Annotated in this window: 19 protein-coding genes; 8 read left to right on the top strand and 11 right to left on the bottom strand. The window is 59.8% G+C overall.

What is annotated here, in order from left to right:
• Positions 1-71: 71 nt before the first annotated feature.
• The 6 genes from NIM86_RS13265 to NIM86_RS13240 form a co-directional block, all read right to left on the bottom strand.
• Entirely contained in the window at positions 72-923 is an 852-nt protein-coding gene (locus tag NIM86_RS13265) for an alpha/beta hydrolase (RefSeq protein ID WP_253382828.1), read from the bottom strand.
• Between the two features lie 122 nt (positions 924-1045).
• Complete coding sequence (gene modC, locus NIM86_RS13260) at positions 1046-2152, bottom strand: molybdenum ABC transporter ATP-binding protein (protein WP_253382827.1); 1107 nt, start codon at positions 2150-2152, stop codon at positions 1046-1048.
• Positions 2149-2835: a molybdate ABC transporter permease subunit gene (gene modB / locus NIM86_RS13255; protein ID WP_253382826.1), complete on the bottom strand. Its 687-nt coding sequence runs from the start codon at positions 2833-2835 to the stop codon at positions 2149-2151. The genes modC and modB overlap by 4 nt, the downstream gene beginning before the upstream one ends.
• Positions 2832-3623 (bottom strand): molybdate ABC transporter substrate-binding protein, encoded by a 792-nt coding sequence (modA, locus tag NIM86_RS13250; protein WP_253382825.1) that lies wholly within the window; start codon positions 3621-3623, stop codon positions 2832-2834. Before modA ends, modB begins: the two co-directional genes overlap by 4 nt.
• Before the next feature lie 79 nt (positions 3624-3702).
• The gene (locus NIM86_RS13245; RefSeq protein WP_253382824.1) at positions 3703-4074 is read right to left on the bottom strand and encodes a hypothetical protein; all 372 of its coding nucleotides are present in this window, start codon (positions 4072-4074) and stop codon (positions 3703-3705) included.
• A 121-nt stretch (positions 4075-4195) separates the two neighbouring features.
• Positions 4196-5653 carry a homospermidine synthase gene (locus NIM86_RS13240; protein WP_253382962.1) on the bottom strand — a complete coding sequence of 486 codons (1458 nt, stop codon included), beginning with the start codon at positions 5651-5653 and terminating at the stop codon, positions 4196-4198.
• Positions 5654-5807: 154 nt separating this feature from the next.
• Between NIM86_RS13240 and yghU the strand changes: the two genes are divergently transcribed.
• Positions 5808-6671, top strand: a complete 864-nt coding sequence (gene yghU / locus NIM86_RS13235; RefSeq protein WP_253382823.1) for a glutathione-dependent disulfide-bond oxidoreductase — start codon at positions 5808-5810, stop codon at positions 6669-6671.
• 80 nt (positions 6672-6751) lie between these two features.
• Here yghU and NIM86_RS13230 read toward each other — a convergent pair whose 3' ends face one another.
• From NIM86_RS13230 to NIM86_RS13220, 3 genes are all read right to left on the bottom strand, one after another.
• Positions 6752-7174, bottom strand: a complete 423-nt coding sequence (locus NIM86_RS13230; RefSeq protein WP_253382822.1) for an SRPBCC domain-containing protein — start codon at positions 7172-7174, stop codon at positions 6752-6754.
• The gene (locus NIM86_RS13225; protein ID WP_253382821.1) at positions 7167-7508 is read right to left on the bottom strand and encodes a helix-turn-helix transcriptional regulator; all 342 of its coding nucleotides are present in this window, start codon (positions 7506-7508) and stop codon (positions 7167-7169) included. The genes NIM86_RS13230 and NIM86_RS13225 overlap by 8 nt, the downstream gene beginning before the upstream one ends.
• Before the next feature lie 69 nt (positions 7509-7577).
• Complete coding sequence (locus NIM86_RS13220) at positions 7578-9437, bottom strand: M3 family oligoendopeptidase (protein WP_253382820.1); 1860 nt, start codon at positions 9435-9437, stop codon at positions 7578-7580.
• A 132-nt stretch (positions 9438-9569) separates the two neighbouring features.
• On the opposite strand from NIM86_RS13220, the gene NIM86_RS13215 reads away from it, so the two are divergent.
• Together NIM86_RS13215 and NIM86_RS13210 are read left to right on the top strand one after the other, a co-directional pair.
• Positions 9570-11120, top strand: a complete 1551-nt coding sequence (locus tag NIM86_RS13215; protein WP_253382819.1) for a sigma-54 dependent transcriptional regulator — start codon at positions 9570-9572, stop codon at positions 11118-11120.
• Between the two features lie 212 nt (positions 11121-11332).
• Complete coding sequence (locus tag NIM86_RS13210; protein ID WP_253382818.1) at positions 11333-13147, top strand: DUF882 domain-containing protein; 1815 nt, start codon at positions 11333-11335, stop codon at positions 13145-13147.
• A 76-nt stretch (positions 13148-13223) separates the two neighbouring features.
• On the opposite strand, the gene NIM86_RS13205 is transcribed toward NIM86_RS13210, so the two are convergent.
• Both NIM86_RS13205 and NIM86_RS13200 read right to left on the bottom strand, forming a co-directional pair.
• Positions 13224-13865: a 2-dehydro-3-deoxy-phosphogluconate aldolase gene (locus NIM86_RS13205; protein WP_253382960.1), complete on the bottom strand. Its 642-nt coding sequence runs from the start codon at positions 13863-13865 to the stop codon at positions 13224-13226.
• A gap of 63 nt (positions 13866-13928) precedes the next feature.
• Entirely contained in the window at positions 13929-14897 is a 969-nt protein-coding gene (locus NIM86_RS13200) for an N-acetylmuramidase domain-containing protein (protein ID WP_253382816.1), read from the bottom strand.
• Positions 14898-14987: 90 nt separating this feature from the next.
• Here NIM86_RS13200 and NIM86_RS13195 point away from each other — a divergent pair, with 90 nt between their 5' ends.
• From NIM86_RS13195 to NIM86_RS13175, 5 genes are all read left to right on the top strand, one after another.
• The gene (locus tag NIM86_RS13195; RefSeq protein WP_253382815.1) at positions 14988-15911 is read left to right on the top strand and encodes a rhodanese-related sulfurtransferase; all 924 of its coding nucleotides are present in this window, start codon (positions 14988-14990) and stop codon (positions 15909-15911) included.
• A gap of 82 nt (positions 15912-15993) precedes the next feature.
• Positions 15994-17079 carry a ferrochelatase gene (hemH, locus tag NIM86_RS13190; protein ID WP_253382813.1) on the top strand — a complete coding sequence of 362 codons (1086 nt, stop codon included), beginning with the start codon at positions 15994-15996 and terminating at the stop codon, positions 17077-17079.
• A gap of 86 nt (positions 17080-17165) precedes the next feature.
• Entirely contained in the window at positions 17166-18173 is a 1008-nt protein-coding gene (locus tag NIM86_RS13185) for an SPFH domain-containing protein (RefSeq protein ID WP_253382811.1), read from the top strand.
• 36 nt (positions 18174-18209) lie between these two features.
• Positions 18210-18668 carry an NfeD family protein gene (locus NIM86_RS13180; protein WP_253382809.1) on the top strand — a complete coding sequence of 153 codons (459 nt, stop codon included), beginning with the start codon at positions 18210-18212 and terminating at the stop codon, positions 18666-18668.
• Positions 18669-18779: 111 nt separating this feature from the next.
• A complete protein-coding gene (locus NIM86_RS13175) occupies positions 18780-20591 on the top strand; it encodes an outer membrane beta-barrel protein (RefSeq protein ID WP_253382807.1) in 1812 nt (603 codons plus the stop codon).
• Positions 20592-20732: the final 141 nt, after the last annotated feature.

The raw sequence follows: 20732 nt of genomic DNA, 5'->3' as shown, positions 1-20732 counted from the left end.
CAAGTCATGCCGCATCAGTGCTTGTGAATGACGATGAAAACCGAAGTAAAAAACTCGTCCGATCTTTCCCGTTATCGGCCACACCCCGGCGTTATCTTGCTGTTTTTCCGTATGAAGTTGGTCACAAGCGACAGGGTCGGCGCACTGCTCCGCAGCGGCCACGAAAAGGCGGCGACAATATCGACATGGTTGACGCCTTTCAGAAGCTCGGTCTCGACCCTGTTGCCGGATCGGCGAAGCGCTTTGCTCATCTGGCGGGTATCCAGCGCATGAACCGTGTCATCGTCCAGACCATGGACCAAAAGGGATCGCGGGTGCCGTCCGCCGGCAAAATCGACCACCTGACTGCGCCCACGCGTTTCCGGCGGGAAGATCGGCTTCCACTCGTCGGTAATATCGAAATTGTAAGGGCCGGCGAGACCGATGAAACCAGCGATCGCGCCACAAGGATCGAGGCCCTGCCGATTGAGGTAGCGCTTGTCGAAGGTCAACAGCCCGCCAATATGGGCGCCAGCGCTATGCCCCATAACGAAGACCGGCAGTCCGCCGCCTGCATCTCGGCTGATCGCGGAGAAAGCCAGCGCGGCATCTTCGACGAAAACAGGGAATTGGACATTGGGATGCAGGCGGTAATCGGGAATTGCGACGGCAAATCCTTCTTTTGCCAACGTGGCGCCGACAAATTCATACATGCCGCGATTCCCGCTTTTCCAGCTTCCGCCATAATAAAATATGATGAGAGCTTCCGCTTCCTTCGCAGCAGGGCGATAGAGATCGTAGCGCTGACGTTTCTCCGGCCCGTAGGCGATGCCGCGCTCAACATCGAGCCCGCTCTCACTGGTCACCGCGTTCAATAGTGTCGCACCGCTGCAGCCGGACAGGATCAAACCGAACAGGCAGGCGGCAATGGCGGCTAAACGCATGAGATTTCCTCGATTTTCGGCACGGAGATTGCCGTTCCTGTGATAATGGGCCAACCCGGCAGTCACGTCCATGTCGACATGGACGTCTCAAAAACGCAAAAGTTTCAGCCCGCTGCGGAAGCTTAGCCGACCGAGCGGCGACGCTCCACGGAAACCGCCTTGATCATTGCCGTGACGCTTTGTCCTTCTCGCAGCTCCATTTCGACGAGACTTTTGCGTGTGACGCGCGCACGCAGGGAGCCCTCCCGGATACCGAGAAGAAGTTCGGCGTAAGGTCCTCCTGCCAAGTCGGGCGCAATGGCCTGGATCTCCGCAGACAGGCGGTTGCGGATCGAAAGGCCGGCCATCGCTGAAGCATCGCCGACTGCCAGGCTGACATCGCTCGCCAGAATACGGAGTCTCACATGCTGACCAACTGCGAAGCCATCTTGCGTGAGTTCCAGCTTGGCCCCGCCCAGATCAACACTGGCGATGCCGAACTCTGAATCGATGGCCGTCACTTCGCCTTCCACCAGCGCACCCGCTTCACCCTGTCCGAGAACCGCATCGGTCTCGAAGCAGGAAAATATCTCGAGCGCGGAACCGGCAGCCAGGGTTCGGCCGCCATCCATCACGACCAAAGTTTCGGCCAGACGCGCCACTTCGCTCACATTGTGGCTCACAAGCACGATGGGAATATCGATCTCATCGCGCACCATCTCGATCATCGGCAGAAGTTCGACCCGCCGCGCCGGATCGAGAGACGCCAGTGGCTCATCCATGAGCAGCAAAGCCGGATCGGAAAGCAGCGCCCGTCCGATAGCGAGCCGCTGACGCTCGCCGCCGGAAAGCGTACGCGGTTTTCGCTCCAGCAAATGCCCAATGCCGAGACGTTCGGCCATGTTTTGAAGCGCTGGCCCCGAAGGACCGCGCCCGCCATGGCGGCCATAAGCCAGGTTCGCCGCGACCGACAGATGCGGCAGAAGCCTTCCTTCCTGAAAAACAAAACCAACCCGCCGCTTTTCCGCGGGAACGTCGATGCCCTGCGCGCTATCGAGCAGAACCTTCCCGCCGACACGAACGACGCCCGCTGCGCCGGAAACAAGGCCGGCAATGGTTCGCAGAGCTGTGGTTTTGCCAGCCCCGGACGGCCCAAACAGAGCCGTTATGCCGTCTTGAGCGCAGAAGGTGCAGCGCGTTTCAAAAGCACCTTGGCGAACAGTGATATCGACATCCAACGCCCCGCTCATTCGTCACCGCTCCCAACGCCGAGCCGGCGCTGAACAAGTTCGGATACGATGACCGCGCCGAGCGCCAGCACCACCGAAAAGCCGATGAGGCGCAGCGCTGCCGCATCGCCCTGCGGGCTCTGGAGGAGCGAGTAGATCGCCAGGGAAAGCGTCTGGGTTTCCCCCGGCACATTGGAAACGAAAGTAATCGTCGCGCCGAATTCGCCAAGCGCCTTCGCAAAACCCAGAATACCACCCGCAATGAGGCCGGGCAGAGCAAGCGGCAGCGTGATCGTCGAAAACCGACGAAGCGGTCCGACGCCCAAGGTCTGAGCCATTTCAGGAAGCGTCGGATCAATAGCCTCCAGCGAAAGTCGGATGGGACGCACCAGAAGCGGAAATGCCATGACGCCAGCAGCAAGGGCGGCCCCGGTCCAGCGAAAGGCGAAGGTCACGCCGAGCCAGTCGCGCAACGGTCCGCCGACAGCTCCCTGCGTACCGAACAGAACGAGAAGCCCGTAGCCGGTGACGACGGGAGGGACGACAAGGGGAAGCATGACCAGCGCCTGCGCGACGGACTTGCCCGGAAAATCATGCCGGGCAAATAGCCAGGCGACCGCGAACGCGAGAGGCAGCGCAATGAGGATTGCCACCCCGGCCACACGCAGCGACAGCAGGACAATCTGAATTTCCGTATCGCTCATCCGCCTGCGTGACCGCGTTGGATAGATCGGAACCCTGCGCTCTCCAGAGCTGTCTGCCCCTCTGGTCCGGTCACAAATTTCAAAAATGCCTGCGCGCCCTCTTTATCCTGCCCTGCGCTTGTGAGCGCAGCCGGATAAGTGATGGGGTCATGGCCGGCAGACGGGAAGGTGTAGATTTTCGCAAGTTCCGGCGCAGCCGCCAGATCGGCAGCATATACAATCGCGCGGGCCACTTCGCCACGCCGCACCAGTTCCAGAGTGATCCGTGCATTCTCACCGAGAACGGCGTGCTCTTTCACTTCTGCCCAATTGCCTTCGCTTTCCAAGGCCTGTTTGGCGTAGATGCCGGCGGGAACATGGCCGGGATCACCCATCGCAAAACGCTTCTCGCCCAACGCACTCGCGGCGGTTTCGGCTGCCTTTGCACCAGCAGGGCCGACAATCACGAGATCGGTCTTTGCAATATCGATCCGGCTTTGTGTGTCGATGGCGCTCTTTTGGCTCAGCCAATCCATCCATTCAGAGCTAGCGGACACAAACAGATCGGCGGGCGCACCCTGCGCGATCTGCTTGGCCAATATCGACGAGGAGGCAAAGGAAAACCGTGGAGCCGGCGCGCTGGTTTTGACATAGCGCTCGGCAGCTCTCTGCAACGCATCTGTCATGGAGGCGGCGGCAAAGACCAGTGGCCCATTTCCGTCCGCACTGGCCGAGCTGGAAAAGCTCAGACACGGCAGGCTTGCCAAACCGGCAAGAACGGAACGACGTGTGAAGCGGAGCGTGATCATGATGGCAAACTATCGTCCGCCCCGGCGGCTGTCACCCGGCTCTTTGATACAGCAAAGCCTATAGAAACGACGGCTTAGGTTAGCCGACCGCGTTGCGAACGAGGGTAAATTGCGCACCAGTATCGTTCACGCAATTGAGCTTACCACGACCTGCAAATGTGCAGGTGGCCTTGGACTGGCGCTGCTGACGAACCGAATAGAAATCGAGCGCAACCTGATTGCCCGTTTCCACATAAGTGCCCTCGGTGACGGTCTCGCCCGTGGCGCGCAAAGTGGTGGAGAAGCGTCCGCTACTGCTGAAGCTCGACATTGCAACGCCATCCGTCGCAGTCCACTGTCCCGCAACACGCGACGACGGCTTGAGCGACGCGCGGTCCGATGAGCCCGGACCGGTGGTGCAGCCGGCAACAGCTGCAGCGGCCAGCAAAAGAGTGAATGCACGGTAATGCATGAATGAAACCCCCGTTTCGAATGAGACCAGCCGACAGTCGCCGACTGGTGATAATCTCGCTTGTCCGATCCGCGGCAACAAGCAAATAGGTTATAGTAAACCCAATTTATAAGCGATTACCTTAAAAAGCGACCAATACGTTGCGGAATTGCCATGGATCGCTCTCGTCGATGGCTTCGACGAAATATTTGTTCCGGTCTTTCAGGGGTGTCCAGTCCGTATAGTGGCCTTCGACCGGGCCGAGATATGGCTTCTGGATTTCAAGGCAGCGCTTGTAATCCATTTCGTCAGCTTCGACGATGCCTGCCTCGGGGTTCTCCAGCGCCCAGACCATCCCGGCCAGCACGGCAGATGTGACCTGAAGACCGGTCGCGTTCTGATAGGGCGCAATCTTTCTCGTCTCTTCGATGGAAAGGCGCGACCCGTACCAGTATGCGTTTTTCCCGTGCCCGTAGAGAAGGACGCCGAGTTCATCGACCCCATCGACGATCTCGTCTTCATCGAGGACGTGATACTCCGGTTGCATTTCACCGCCATTGCCGAACATCTCATGCAGCGAAAGAACCGCGTCGTCTGCTGGATGATAGGCGTAGTGCACCGTTGGCCGGTAGTCCGGCGTCAAACCTTCGCCGATTGTGAAAAAGTCGGCGATGGACACGCTCTCATTGTGGGTAACAAGATAGCCATATTGCGGGCCGGGTGTCGGACACCAGGTCCGCACGCGCGTATTGGCGCCGGGCTGCTCCAGATAGATCGCCGACTGGCAGCCGGAACCGTCGGCCTGTGTTTTGGCGTTTTCCGGCGTCCATTTCTCATGCGTGCCCCAGCCAAGTTCCGCTGGCTGTAGTCCCTCGGCGACGAAACCTTCGACACTCCATGTGTTCCAGAACTCGCCCATCGGCTTGGGATTTTTGGTGCGCTGGGTATCTCGCTCGGCGATGTGGACGCCCTTTACGCCGGCATCGCGCATCAGCTTCGCCCAACCCTCGCGATCGCCCGCCGACGGCTCGTCAAAATCGAGTCCGAGATCGGCAGCGACGTTGACCAGCGCCTGCTTGACGAACCAGGACACCATGCCCGGATTGGCGCCGCAGCAAGAGACAGCGGTCGTGCCGCCGGGATTGGCGCGTTTTTCAGATCGTACCGTCTCGCGCAAGGCGTAATTGGTCCGCGCCGCGTTACCGAGACTGTCGTCGAAATAATAGCCAAGCCATGGCTCCACCACCGTATCGATATAGAGCACGCCCAGTTCGCGGCAGAGCTTCATGATATCGAGGGAAGAGGTATCGACCGACAGGTTGACGCAGAAGCCCTGCCCCTCGCCTTCGGTCAGCAGCGGCGTCAAAAGCTCGCGGTAATTGTCTTTCGTCACCGCCTCATCGATCAGCGGTATACCGCGCTCTTTCAAAAGTTTCTTGTCCGCATCCGCCGCTTTCGGGTCGATCACCTTGAGCCGGTTTTTATCGTAGTCGAAATGCCGCTCGATCAATGGCAGTGTGCCGCGGCCGATTGAGCCGAAACCAATCATCACGATGGGTCCTGTGATCTTAGCGTGCACGGGCCAGCTCTGGTCGACCATGGGCATTGTTCTCCTGTTCTGCGGCTTTCGAGGTTCGCTTATCGCGCAACTAGCACATTATGGCGCGGATCAAGAACGGACTTTGTCGAACCTGAGACGGGACGCCGCCTGTCAATGTCCTATGTCACTTGGCGAAACCAAATGGGACACAAAAATGAGCAATGATTATACGCCGCCGAAGGTCTGGACCTGGGACAAGGAAAGCGGCGGACGCTTCGCCAAGATCAACCGGCCGATTGCCGGCGCGACACACGAAAAAGAGCTGCCGGTCGGCAAACATCCTTTCCAGCTTTATTCGCTCGGCACGCCCAACGGCGTGAAAGTGACTGTCATGTTCGAAGAATTGTTGGAAGCAGGTCACTCCGAGGCGGAATACGATGCCTGGCTGATCGATATCGGCGAAGGCGATCAATTCGGATCGGGTTTTGTCGACATCAACCCGAATTCGAAAATTCCGGCCCTCGTCGACCGCAGTGGACCAGAACCAATCCGGGTTTTCGAAAGCGGCTCGATCCTCTTCCACCTCGCAGAAAAATTTAACGCCTTCCTTCCCGCATCCGGTCCGAACCGCACGGAGGTGATGAATTGGGTTTTCTGGCAAATGGGTGCGACACCCTTTCTCGGCGGCGGCTTCGGGCATTTCTACGCCTACGCGCCAGAGAAATACGAATACCCGATCAACCGTTATGCGATGGAAGTGAAGCGCCAGCTCGACGTGCTCGACCGCGAACTGGCCGAGAAAGAATATCTCGCTGGCAGCGAATACACGATCGCCGACATTATCAGTTGGCCCTGGTATGGCCGTCTCGTTTTCGGACAGGCCTACGATTCAGGCGAGTTCCTTTCCGTGCAGGAATATAAAAACGTTCTTCGCTGGGCGAACCGGATCGCCGAACGTCCTGCCGTCAAGCGAGGCAAGATGGTCAATAACGTCAACGGCAAGCCGGAGAACCAGCTGCGCGAGCGGCATTCCGCCGAGGATTTCGAGACAAAGACACAGGACAAGCTCGCCGACTAAAATCAATGCCCTGCCAACTGTCTCGATATTGGCAGGGCATTGTTTGCGAAGCCACTTTCGCCGGCGCGACGACGCCTTGATCAGGCAAGAGCCTTCGACAACGTGTCTAGAATGGCGGTCCAGCCCTTTTCGTGACCGTCACGCGATTGCTCGGAATTGAATTTCTCGTGAACGAGCGTCACGAGTGTACCATTGCCGTCCGGTTCGAACTTGAGTGTGACGAGGCTGTCCGGTGCCGCGTGCGGCGAATTCCACGTAAAGGCGAGTTCGCGCGGCCGTTCGATCACCTTGTACTCGCCTGTGTGAGGAACATCACCCATATCGTTGGTCATGACAATTCGATATTGGCCGCCGACGCGCGGATCGGTCGAAACGTCCTTTACCCCGGAATCCGGTCCGGTGAGCATGAATCTCCCAAGAAGTTCTGGGTCAAGCCAGGCGTCGAACACCCGCTCGGGGGCCGCTTCGACATGTTGAACGACTTTCAGCGATAGATCATTCATCTTCATTCTCCTGTTGAAAGATTGCGGCAAGATGCTCGAGCCGCATTTCCCAGGTCGATCGAAGTTGCCTGAACCAAGCATCCACCTCTTTGAGAGGCGCCATCTCAGGTGCGATCAGATGCTCGCGCCATTCGGTCTTTCTGCTCACAAGTCCTGCACTTTCCAGAACCTTGATGTGCTTCGAAACCGCGTTGAGGCTCATATCGAACCTGTTGGCGAGGTCGGTAACCCTGACCGGCCCCTCCTGAACGAGGATCGTCAGGATCTTGCGCCGGTTCGGGTCAGACGCCGCCTTCAGGACATTGGACAGAGACTCGTCGTATCGATCAACCATATAGTTGAACTATACCTCTCTTAGCTATCAGTCAACCAAAAGGTTGAATTAAAGTCGCGCGCGGTCTGTTCAACTCTCCTTGTCGGCTGCCTCCAATTCGTCGATCAGCCCTTCCAGCATGGCGAGACCTTTCGTCCAGAAAGACGGATCGGAGGCGTCGAGGCCGAACGGCGCGAGAAGATCGGAGTGATGCTTGGTGCCGCCGGCGGCCAGCATGTCGAGATAGCGATCCGCAAAACCATCCGACGCATTCTGGTAGACCGCATAGAGCGAGTTCACCAGGCAGTCACCGAACGCATAGGCGTAGACATAGAAGGGCGACGCGATGAAGTGCTTCACATAGGCCCACCAGACCTCATAGCCCTCGTTCAGCTTGACCGCCGGACCGAGGCTCTCACCCTGTACCTCGATCCAAAACTGACCGATCTGTTCGCTCGTCAATTCACCTTCGCGTCGCGCCGTGTGCACCTTTCGCTCGAAACGATAGAAAGCGATCTGGCGGATCACCGTATTGATCATGTCTTCCACCTTGCCGGCGAGCATTGCCTTGCGCGCTTCCGGGTCGCTCGTCCGGTCGAGCAGCGAGCGGAAGGTCAGCATCTCGCCGAAGACGGACGCCGTCTCCGCAAGCGTCAGCGGCGTATCGGCCATCAACGCGCCCTGTTTGCCGGCAAGCACCTGATGAACGCCGTGGCCGAGTTCATGCGCCAGCACCATCACATCACGGGGTCGGCCCTGATAGTTGAGTAGCACGTAAGGATGAGCGCTTGGCACGGTCGGGTGGGAAAACGCGCCGGACGCCTTTCCCGCGCGGCTCGGCGCATCGATCCAGCTCTTCTCGAAGAAGTCGTTGGCGATATCCGCCATGCGCGGATCGAAACCGCCATAGGCGTCCAGTACGGTCTGCCGCGCCGTCTCCCAGCCGATCGTTTCACGCGCTACGGTTGGCAGCGGCGCATTGCGGTCCCAATGGTTGAGCTTATCCATCCCTAGCCATTTCGCCTTCATCGCATAATAGCGGTGCGAAAGGCGCGGATAGGCCGCGACAACGGCCTCTTCCAGAGCATCGACCACGTCTTTCTCGACCCGATTAGCGAGATGACGGCCATCGGCAATATCTTCGAAGCCGCGCCAGCGCTGCGAGATTTCGAGATCCTTGGCCAGCGTGTTGGTAATCAGCGTGAAGGTGCGGATATTGGCCTGATACGTTCCGGTGATGCCGGCAGCGGCGCTTGCGCGTACGTCCGGGTCAGCGTCCATCAACAAATTCAGCGCCGGCTCGAGCGGCAGCATCTGCCCTTCACCGACCTCGAACCGAAGATGAGTCTGCGTCTCATCGTAGAGCCTGTTCCATGCTCCCGCCGCCGTCTGGCTCTTGTCGAGAAAGAGCTGTTCGAGCTTGTCGTCAAGCTGATAGGGCCGGTCTTTGCGCAGATCCTCCACCCATGGACGATAATGCGCCAAGCGCGCATCACGATCCATCGCTTCGCCCATGACCTTCTCATCAATGCGGTTGAGTTCGAGCGGAAAGAACAGCAGATGGGACGAAGCGTCCGTGATCTTGCCAGCCAGATCGCCATAGAGTTTGCCGCGTCCGGCATCCGACGTGTCACCGTAATAGTAAAGGCCGGCAAAGCTCATGATACGGCCCATCAACTCCTCAATGGCCTCATAGGCCTCGATCGCCGCGCCAAGCCCCTCATCGCCCGTCTTTCCCGCCGCGTCCGCAAGCGTACCCGCCCAACGGTCGTGAAACTCTTTCGCCAGATCGGCCGAGCGCGCCACATCGCTCTTCAATGTCTCGTCGTCCGGGCCGCGATAGAGGTCGGTAAGATCCCACTCCGGCAGAACGCCCAGAGCGTCATAAGTTCCGGCCGCTGCCGCATCCTGCGACCGCACCTTCTGAAAGGCGTTGTGTATCAATGTCATAAATCACTCCCGCATCGGATGATCGTGGCGTCGCGCCGATCACCTCCTGTTAACCGCGTTTCTTGGGCTGCCATTTAGGGGCTCATGCAATGGTGGTCTATGTCTGCCCAAAGCAAAGGTCCGAGCCGGTCCATGCCGATCACGATTTTGACTGCCGATGACGAACCCGTCCAGCGCCGGCTGGCCAGTGAGGCGCTGACCCGCGCAGGCTATCGCGTGGTGGAAGCGGAAAGCGGCGAAGACGCGCTTCACAGCCTTTCCGATGAAAGTGCCGGGACGATCGATCTCGTTCTTCTCGATCTTATGATGCCGGGCATGGATGGCCTGCAGACGCTGGAAGCGATGCGTGAAAAAGGCTTCGATCAGCCGGTCGTGGTATTAACGGCGAAAGGCGGGATGGACAGCGTTATCGCCGCCATGCGTGCCGGTGCGTTCGACTATGTCGTCAAGCCCGTTGCGCCGGAGCGACTGCGCGCCACCATCCACGATGCGCTGAAGGTAAAGGAGCGCGTAGCCGCCCCCAGGCGGCGCAAGAACAGCGCTCCAAACGCTTCGACAAGTTTTGACAGCCTCGTTGGCCGCTCGGAAGCGATGGGCCGTGTGCTGGCAATGGCCAAGAAGGCTGCCGCGTCCAATATTCCGATCATCATCGAAGGCGAGAGCGGCGTCGGCAAGGAGAAGCTGGCCCGCGCCATCGCGAACGCTTCGGATCGCAGCCGAAAAAAATTCGTTACCGTCAATTGCGGCGCGATCCCGAAGGATCTGGTCGAAAGCATTCTCTTTGGCCATGAGAAGGGAGCGTTCACCGGCGCGACCGAACGACAGACAGGCAAGTTCGTCGAAGCCGATGACGGCACCCTGTTTCTCGACGAAATCGGCGACCTGCCGCTCGAAGCTCAGGTCAAGCTTTTACGCGCCGTCCAGGAAGGCGAGGTCGATCCAGTTGGCGCGCGTCAGACCCGGCAGGTCGATGTCCGTTTCATCTCCGCGACACATCACGATCTGCTTGCTGCCGTTCAGGCCGGCAAGTTTCGCGAGGACTTGTTCTATCGCCTATCGGTCTTCCCGATCCGCATGCCGCCGCTAAGAGAACGTCGAGAGGACATCGTTCCGCTGGCCGAACAGTTCACCCGCAATTTCGCGCGGAGCGAAGGCGCCAGCCACATCAAGGGAATTGACCGGGGCGCGCTGAATCTTCTGACGCGCTACGACTGGCCAGGCAATATCCGCCAGCTTGAAAATACCATCTTTCGCGCGGTCGTTCTGGCAGACGGGCCGCAATTGACACAGTCGGATTTTCCGCAGATCGCGACCCAGCTTGGCACACCCGTCTCCGGCCAGGAGCGTCACATGACGAATGATGGGGACCAGAGCCATAAGAACGGATCGGACGAAGTGGGCGGTCTGCGCCGCGCCGCCGAAGCGATGCGCCAAGCGGAACATCAGCCTGTCGCCGGGCCGCTGAGCGACACGTTGATGGACGGCTTCCTCGCCGCTCTGGATAGCGACGATCACATCCGCCCATTGACCGAAATCGAGGAAGAGATGATCCGGCTCGCCATCGACCACTACGGTGGGCAGATGAGCGAAGTGGCGCGCCGACTGGGCATCGGCCGATCCACGCTTTACCGCAAGCTCAAGGAATACGACATCGATCCTGAAGCGATGCGGGATGTCGGCTGAAGCTCTCACGTCAGACGCCGCCCCGCGTTAACCCTTCCTTGACCATAATCCTGCCTCTAGGGCATGCTTCGGCCAAATCGTCAAACTGTCACCGCATTTACACAGCACTAAGCGGTCATTAACCAGTCCATCGTTAGGATGAACGGAAAGTAAACGCCGTTCTATCCCCGGACTGGAGGGGACAGGGGCGTCAGTAACATGGCGGGTGCAACGTGAGTGATCGATTTGGTCTGCGTCGTTTGAGCGGCGAATTTCATCGTATGTCCTCCCTTTTGCGGATCGGGTTGCCATTGCTGGCAGTTTTCGCCGTTCTTGCGGTCATCCCCACGCAGGCAGAAGCCGCCAACCGCACACTCAAGCTATTCAACGTCCATACCAAGGAAAAGGCGGAGATCACATTCAAGCGCAACGGTCGCTACGATTCCGGTGGCTTGAGAAAGATCAACCATATCCTGCGTGACTGGCGCCGCAACGAGCCGACCAAGATCGATCCGCAGCTTCTGGATATTATCTGGGAAGCTTACCGGCAGGCCGGATCTCGCGAATACATTCACATCATTTCCGGCTACCGGTCGCCCAAGACCAATTCAATGCTTCGCCGCACCCGTGGCGGGCAGGCCAAGAAGAGCCAGCACATGCTTGGCAAGGCCATGGATTTCTATATTCCTGGCGTCAAGTTGTCGAAACTTCGCGAAATCGGCTTCAAGTTGCAGGGCGGCGGCGTCGGTTATTATCCGCGTTCCGGCTCGCCCTTCGTGCATTTCGACACTGGCAATGTGCGCGCATGGCCTCGCATGAGCCGCCGGGAACTGGCGCGTGTCTTCCCGAAAGGCAACACGCTTCATCTGCCGGCGGACGGCAAGCCCCTGCCCGGCTATCAGACGGCAATGTCTGATTACAAAAAGCGCAAGTCGCAGGGCATTGCCTATGCTGGCGGCGACAAATCCTCCGGCGGCGGAGGCGGCTTCCTTGCCGCACTCTTCGGTGGCGGTGACGACGAAGCCGAGGATAATGCCGAGAGCGCGGTGGCGGCAGCGCCGGCCCGCCGCTCCAATCCCGTACCTGCGGCAGTGGTGAACGAGCCCGACCCGACGCCTGGCCAGTTGCTGGCCGCCCTGCCCGCATCCGCCGTACCACTGCCGGTCGTTTCGCCGCGCCGCGCCGGCGCGCCGACCCCGCCCGCCGATATCCCGGCCGCCGGATCGGCTACGGTGCCGACCGAACCGGTCGCGGTTCCGACTGACACGAACACGGGCAATGACGAGGTCGGCGCGCTGATCGCTGCGGCAGACATACCGCTTCCGTTGTCGCGTCCCAGCAAGAGCGAAAACGCGCCCTCGACGCTACTGGCGCTGGCTGCAGAACCTGCCGTTGAAAACGATGGTATAGAAGCCGCCAACGCTGTCGCTGACTCCAGCATGGCCGTGCCAATCCCTGTCCGGCGTCCGCAAAGCGACGCGTCGGCGCTTTTGGCTGCTTTGGATGCGACGCAAACAACCGCGCCTACGCCGGTCCTGCCGACGCGTCGAAGCGAGGTCGCCGCACTGTCCAGCAATACGCTTTCATCTGACAGCCTATCCATGTCGGATGCGCCGAAGCCGCAAGCGGTGACGTTCGCCAATGCAGTCGGTGGGGTGAAGAGCGGTCGCCTGAGTGATGATAAGGTCACGGAACTTGCGATGACGGATATTCCGACGAGCCGGCGCGTCCGGGCGGACATGGTCTCTCCGTCGATAACCGGCGCGACGGCAACCGCCGCGCGACCCAGCAAGGCCGATGTCGCCGCGCTGGAAGCACAGCGCAAGGAAGCCCTCATCCGGCTTAACGATGTCGATCAGGCACGCTGGGCGATCAAGATCGGATCGCCAAAGATCGAGCGCAAAGAGGCTGAAGCGACCCGTTCGCTGCGCACGCCGCCCAGCAAGATGGTCATCACGGCCTTTACGCAGGAGCCGCAGAACAGGCGTCCCGACGCGTTTGCCGGTAACGCCATCAACTTCCAGACCGTCGCTCGTTTCGAGCGCTGATCGATAAACTGCAGAGTTGAGACGCCGTCCGCCGGCTAACTGGCGGGCGGTCTTGGTTGTGCGTCGGGAAAATGCGTCAGCCTTGCCTAAGTCCAGACGCTTCACGCGCCAACTGCTCGATCCGGTCCCAGTCGCCGGCATCCATGACATCGTTCGGCGTGACCCACGAACCGCCCACGCAAAGGACGTTCGGTAGCGCCAGATAATCCGGCGCGCTTTGCGGAGTGATGCCGCCGGTAGGGCAGAAAGACACGCCCGCCAGCGGGCTGGATAGCGATTTCAGATAGGCCATCCCACCGCTTTGTTCGGCAGGAAAGAATTTCAGAACCGAATAGCCTTCTTCGATCATGCTCATGATCTCCGATGGCGTGGTCGCGCCTGGAAGATACGGCACCATATGATCCTTCGCCTCGTTCAACAACTCGACGGTTGTTCCGGGCGATACGATAAATTGTGAACCGGCAGCCTGCGCATCTTTGAACTGCTTGGGATTGAGAACCGTACCGGCTCCAACGATAGCGCCTTCGACCTCGTTCGCGACGAGGCGGATTGCGTCGAGCGCCTCGTCAGTACGCAAGGTGATTTCGATGGCTGGAAGACCGCCTGCGACAAGCGCCTTCGCCATCGGCACGGCGTGAGACAGATTGGTGATCTGCACGACGGGAATGACAGGCTGGCCTGTCAGCACTTTCGATAGCGCCTCGGTTTTTTGCTGCATCTTCATAATGTCGACCGTCCCTTCTCGTCGAATCCGTCAAATGACTTACAGTCCTTCGCGGCGTCAGTCCAACCGCACACGACCCAAAACCCTTTGAAGAATGGCATAAAGCAATGTCAGGAGCGCCCAGCCGACGGACTGGCCGTTTGTCTTCTTCGATTCCTCCTGTCCGGCCGCGATCTCTCCGCCGGACCGGTCGGCCAAGGCGGTTTTGATATTATCAAGCGTCAAAGGGCCAGCGATACCGTCAGGGGCAAGGCCGACATCGGCCTGAAAGCGACGGAGCACCGTCTCCGTCTGCGGCCCGAACGCGCCATCGACACCAAGTTTGTAGCCAAGCGTCATGAGATCGGCCTGCAGCTTTCGAACGGGTTCGCCTTGCGCTCCGCGTTTCAGTATTTGCCCCTTCGTTTGCCGACCGGGCGATCCCGCAAAAGCACGTTCATAGGCCGCGAAAGCATCCGCAATCTTTCGATCGTAAGCGTTTTTCGCATAGGCGGGACCGTTATACCCCTTGGCGAACGCGCGAAAATCCTTTCTGCGAAGGGCATCGTCCAGTCCGGACTTTGCGATAAATCGTCCCATCAACCTAACCTGCCCGCCGATACCGTTCCGAGCATCGTCGACCAGTGCATCGACCGAAGGATAGCCGAGCCAGCGCCAGTGCGAACCCATCACCTGCCCGCACCCCCAGGAGCAACTTTCATGCGCGGCAACATGATGGATGGCCGCAGCGCGTTTCAATATTGCCCATCGCGCAGCCTGTCCGCGTGGATTTTTGACCTGCCCGGCGCGAGGATCGGCAAGCCCCGCTTCCCGCGCTATGGTAAGCGAGCGGCCCGCCAGCCGTCGGTCGAAATAATGGCCTTCGAAACGGATCAGCGGCTCGTCGCGTCCGGCAACACGCGCCGAAAACCGCCCGCCGCTCTCCACCGCGACCACGGCCGCCAGCGCAGCGGTCGGAATGTCGAGCCGCTTCGCCTCTTTTTCGATGGCTTCACGCAGCAGCGGTTCGAGTTTCGGCATGACCATGGAGCGATCCCTCTTGCATCGGAAAGAACCATTGTCCTTCAGTCGTAGCGGGCGTGGAAAAGCCGTCGTTTCTTCGCTAGATGACCGACCATGACAAACGACTCCGATCTGCCTATCCGCATCTGCGCGCTCTATTGTTTCACGAAGGTCGCCAACGCCACGGACATGCGCGAACGCCTTCTGGCGCTTTGCGAAGAACATGGCATTCGCGGCACCCTCCTCATCGCCAGGGAGGGGGTGAACGGCACTGTCGCTGCAACGGATGACGCCATCGACACACTTCTTGGCGAGTTGAAGACCGTCCTCGATTTTGCACGCGCCGAGGTGAAGTTCGCGCGCGCTTCGGAGATCCCGTTTCATCGGCTCAAGGTTCGCCTGAAGAAAGAGATCGTCACCATGGGCGTCGAGGATCTCGACCCGGTACATGGCGCGGGCACCCATCTTTCTCCGACAGAATGGAACGCGCTTCTCGCCGATCCCGATACGGTCGTTATCGATACGCGAAATGACTACGAAATCGCGCTCGGCACATTCGATAAGGCCATCGATCCGAGCACCGCGACATTCCGTGAATTTCCGGAATGGGCGGCGCGCCACGATAACGAATTGCGCGGCAAGAAGCTCGCCATGTTCTGCACCGGCGGCATACGCTGCGAAAAGGCCACCGCCTATATGAAGGCGCTCGGCCACGACGAAGTTTATCATCTCAAAGGCGGCATTCTCGCCTATCTGGAAGAGGTGCCTGAGAAAGAGAGCCATTGGAATGGTGACTGCTTCGTCTTCGATGAACGCGTGGCGGTCGGTCATGGTCTCGCGCCGTCCGACGCCACGCTGTGTCGCGCCTGCCGCCATCCACTGACGCCGGAGGAGCGAGACGGTGCTGCCTACGAAGAAGGTGTTTCCTGTCCACACTGTATCGAGCTGCGAACCGAGGCGGACCGCGCCCGCTATCGCCAAAGGCAACGGCAGATGGAGTTGGCGCAAAAGAATGGCCGCAAACATCTCGGCGGTTAGGCAACGCGATCGGCCCTCCCATTTATCGCCCTGTCTCCTACATGAGACGGCAAAATAGAACTGACCGGATCACTGACCTGCCATGGATGCGACGACCTCTGCTACGCCGACAGACCGACTGCTGGAAACATCGCTTGACCGCGACGAAACCTCGAAGATCGGTCCGGTTCCGGCCGATCATCCACCAGTCGAGCCGAAGAAAACCGGCGTGTTGCTCGTAAATCTCGGCACGCCGGACGGCACTGACTATTGGCCGATGCGTCGCTATCTTCGGCAGTTCCTGTCCGACAAGCGCGTCATCGAATGGCCGCGCGCCGTCTGGTATCCTATCCTCCATGGCATCGTCCTGAACACCCGGCCGAAGAAGAGCGGCGCGGCCTACGCCTCGATCTGGAACCATGAACGCAACGAAAGCCCGCTCCGAACCACCACCCGTAGCCAGGGCGAGAAGCTGGCCGAGGCGCTGGCCGGCGAGTCGCATATCGTCGTCGACTGGGCCATGCGTTACGGCCAGCCCTCCATCGAAGACGTGACGAACCGGCTTCTGGAACAGGGTTGTCAGAAGATCGTGATGATGCCGCTCTATCCGCAATATTCGGCATCCACGACGGCGACGGTGCAGGACGATTTCTTCCGCGCGCTGATGAAACTGCGCTGGCAGCCCGCCATCACGACAATCGGCCCCTGGCACGACGAGCCGGTTTATATCGAGGCGCTTGCCCGCTCCATCGAGCAGCATTTGGCCTCGCTCGACTGGGAACCGGAAAAGGTCATCGCCTCCTATCACGGCATTCCGCAGAGCTATTTTCGCAACGGTGATCCCTATCATTGCCATTGCCAGAAGACGTCACGCCTTCTCGAACAGCGGCTTGGATGGGATGAGGGGCGGCTGATGACGACCTTCCAGAGCCGCTTCGGCCCGGAGGAATGGCTCCAGCCCTATACGGACAAGACTGTAGAGAAGCTGGCGCAGGAGGGCGTGAAACGCATCGCCGTCCTGAATCCGGGTTTCGTCGCCGACTGTCTGGAGACGCTGGAAGAGATCGCAGGCGAAGCCGGCGAAATTTTCCACGAGCATGGCGGCGAAAAATTCTCGCACATTCCCTGCCTGAACGATTCGCCGGAAGGCATGGCCGTGATCGAGGAATTGATAAGGCGAGAGATTTAGAAGCGGATCGGGCGCATTGCCTTCAACTGACCGTTTTCACCTTCTAGTGCCGTCAGATTGCTTGAAGAATATTGCTGGAGTTTTCGATGTCCCCACTCGATATTGCGCTGATCGTTCTGGCCGTTCTCGTCCTGCTCACGCTCTATATGGCGGTGACGATCGTGCCGCAGGGCTACAATTACACGGTGGAACGCTTCGGGCGGTACACCCGCACGCTCTCGCCCGGCCTGTCGCTCGTCACGCCCTATATCGAGCGGATCGGCTCGCGTATGAACATGATGGAGCAGGTGCTCGACATTCCGAGCCAGGAGGTCATCACCCGCGACAATGCGACTGTCATGGTCGATGCCGTGGCCTTCTATCAGGTGCTGAACGCCAGCGCGGCAGCCTACGAAGTCGCTGGTCTGGAAAACGCAATCCTCAATCTCACCATGACCAATATCCGTTCGGTCATGGGCAATATGGATCTGGATGAACTGCTCTCCAATCGCGACGTCATCAATGACAAGCTGCTGCGCGTCGTCGACGAAGCGACATCGCCCTGGGGCGTGAAGATGACCCGCGTCGAGATCAAGGACATTTCGCCGCCGACCGATCTGGTCGAAGCGATGGGTCGGCAGATGAAGGCCGAGCGCCTCAAGCGCGCGGAAATTCTGGAGTCGGAGGGCAGGAAGCAGAGCGCCGTCCTCGAAGCCGAAGGCCGCAAGCAAGCCGAGGTTCTTCAGGCACAGGGCCGGCGCGACGCGGCCTTCCTCGACGCGGAAGCCCGCGAACGCTCCGCCGAGGCCGAAGCGAAGGCCACCGAACTGGTTTCCGATGCCGTCGCGCGGGGCGATGTCGCGGCGCTCAACTACTTTGTGGCGCAGAAATATACAGAGGCGGTCACGAATATCGGCAGCGCGCCGAACTCCAAGCTGGTTCTGATGCCGCTGGAAGCGTCCTCGCTGATCGGCTCGCTTGGCGGCATCGGCCAATTGGCGCGTGAAGTCTTCGGCGATACGCCGGTCACGCCGCCATCGGAAGCGCCGGCACCATCCAGCCAGCCGCCCCGTTTCCGCGTGCCGCGTTCGGGCCGAAAGCAGGACGAAGCATAAAAAGCCGCGGGCCTGCGGATTGGCGAGGAGGATCGGGTGAGCTTTCTGATCGAACAACTTGGCGTCTGGCTATGGATCATCGGCGGCTTCGTTTTGCTGTTGCTGGAACTACTGGCGCCCGGCGTCTTCCTCTTATGGATCGGTCTCGCTGCGTTAGCCACGGGCGCGATCGCCCTCGTCGCCATCGGTCCCGCCGCGGACTGGTTGGTCTGGCAGGTGCAGGTCGCAATCTTTCTGGTGCTGTCAGCCGCCTTCACAATTACCGGAAGGCGTTACGCAAACGCGCCCGGTGACAACGACAGCGACACGCTCAACCGCCGTGGCGATGCGTTGGTAGGGCGAACGGCAACGCTGATCGAACCCATCGTCAACGGCCATGGCCGCGCGCGAATCGATGACAGTTCGTGGCGGGTCGCCGGACCGGATCTGCCAGCCGGCGCGACGGTGCGCGTTCTGAGTGCGACCGACGGCCATCTGACGGTCGAGGCAGCGTGACCACCATCCCGCCATCGAACAATGTGGCAAATCTTTCTTAACCATAGGCGCTTACGGTTCGTTCACCATTGACCGGCCCCTGCCGGTCGCCGCCTATGGAGTGCCGGAAGCGTGCGCACGAAGCGTCCATTGCCATTGCGCCGTTACACCGCGCTTACGCTACCGGTGTTCGGTGCATTGGCCTGCCTGACGCCGGTTTTGGCGCAGGAGGCCAACGACCAGCTTCTGGCGCAGGCCGAGCCGCGCGGCTCGCTTCGTGAACTTCTCGACGAGCAGCAGCGGCTGATCGATCAAAATCTGCTCGCCAACGATCCCCTTCCCGATCCCATCGCCGAAGCGGAACGGCAGAATGCGGCACAGTCGGAACTCTTCGATCCGACCGATGTGCCGATGCCGCGACGACGCCCGACATACGATCTCGACCGTGACAACGATCCCGCAGGGGCGCAGCCTGTTGATGATGGAGCAATTGCTGCTGGTCGAGAAACTGACGCGCGCCGCGAACGACCTTCGCTTCGTCCCCGCTCGACCGATGCTCAGGAGGCGGCGCGGGCTGCCCGGCCAGCACGCGCGGCCGATCCTGTCCGCTCGCGTGAACGTAATGCCGAAGAACGACGCGATGAAGAAGAGAGGCTGGCGACCGAGCAGCGCGAACGTGAACAGGACGTCCTGTCGACCGGTGGCATCCGTCAGGGCAGCGCCCTGCGACCGGAAGCAGAAGACTATGAACGCGCCCAACCCATCGGTCCGGCAGAGGCGGAATCGGCTGGCGAACGAAGCGAAGACACCGATCCATATGCAGCCGAAGGCATCCGTTTCGGAAGTCTTGTTTTGCGTCCTTCGGTCGAAACAGGCATTCGCGTAACCGATAATGTCAATCTGACACCCGATAAGGAAAGCAGCGTCTTGTCCGAAACGACCCTCCGCCTCGAAGCGGAAAGCGACGGTTCGGCTGGCACCGCTGCACTCGATGGTTTCCTCACCTACGAGAAGAGTATTTCGGGACCGGAAGTCTCCGAACCGGAGGGCGGTGTCGAGGCTACCGCCACCTATGATCTGACGCGGGAGCTGCGTATCAACGCCAGCGTACGCTATGCCGGTGAGTATGAGGGCGCCGAAGCGCCCTATTCGCCCGGCGTCGACTTTACCGAATCCAGCTTTGAACACACCTATGGCAGCTCACTCGGTATTGAGAAATATGACGGACGACTTCGATATTCCATCACGGGCGAAGCGGAGCGAACCGTCTATTCGGACGTCGAAACATCCTCCGGTACAGTTTCGCAGGAAGACCGCAATTCCTCTCTTCTGAACCTGCGGTTACGCGGCGGTTACGAAATTTCGCCGGCGCTCATTCCGTTTGCTGAATTGGAGGTGGGACGGCGGTTCTACGACAATGAGTTCGATGCAGGCGGCTTTGAACGGTCCGCCGACCGCTACGCCCTGCGTGGCGGCGTCCAGTTCGATCTGTCCGACAAGCTGAGCGGAGAGATCGCCATCGGCTATCTGACAGAGCGGTCGGACGACGACCGGCTGGCCGATGTCGAAGGGCTGAGCCTCGAAGGACAGGTTGCCTGGTCGCCAATGCGCGGCACGGATGTGACGCTCGGTCTGCGCACTGACGTGGAAGGTGCGACCACCCTTGGCGCCTCTGGTTCGATCCTGCACGGTCTGGATCTGACCGTAGCGCGCCGCCTCCGGGCCGATCTCGAGCTATCCGCCGAGTTCTCGGCCGAACGGCGCGATTATGTCGAAACAGATGATGAAGACACGATCCTATCCGCCGAATTGGGCGCGACCTATTGGATCAACCGGTCGGCAGCTCTCATCGGCCGCATCGCCCATGAGCGGCAGTCGAGCACGTTGCCGGGTCGCGACTATCAGGCCAACAGCGCGTTCCTCGGATTGCGCCTTCAGCGTTGACAGTTACCGATCGGCAACAAGTCCGGGCCATCTTCATGCCGTTTTCTCAGGCTAACAAACCCGGCAATACAAGGCCTGAAACGTGAATCGATAGTAAACGATTCCTTAAACGTGCCAGCCTAGTATGGGGATGATCGAAAT

The sequence above is a fragment of the Notoacmeibacter sp. MSK16QG-6 genome (assembly GCF_024158145.1).
GTDB lineage: Bacteria > Pseudomonadota > Alphaproteobacteria > Rhizobiales > Rhizobiaceae > Notoacmeibacter.
This window is presented reverse-complemented; position numbering and strand designations above follow the sequence as displayed.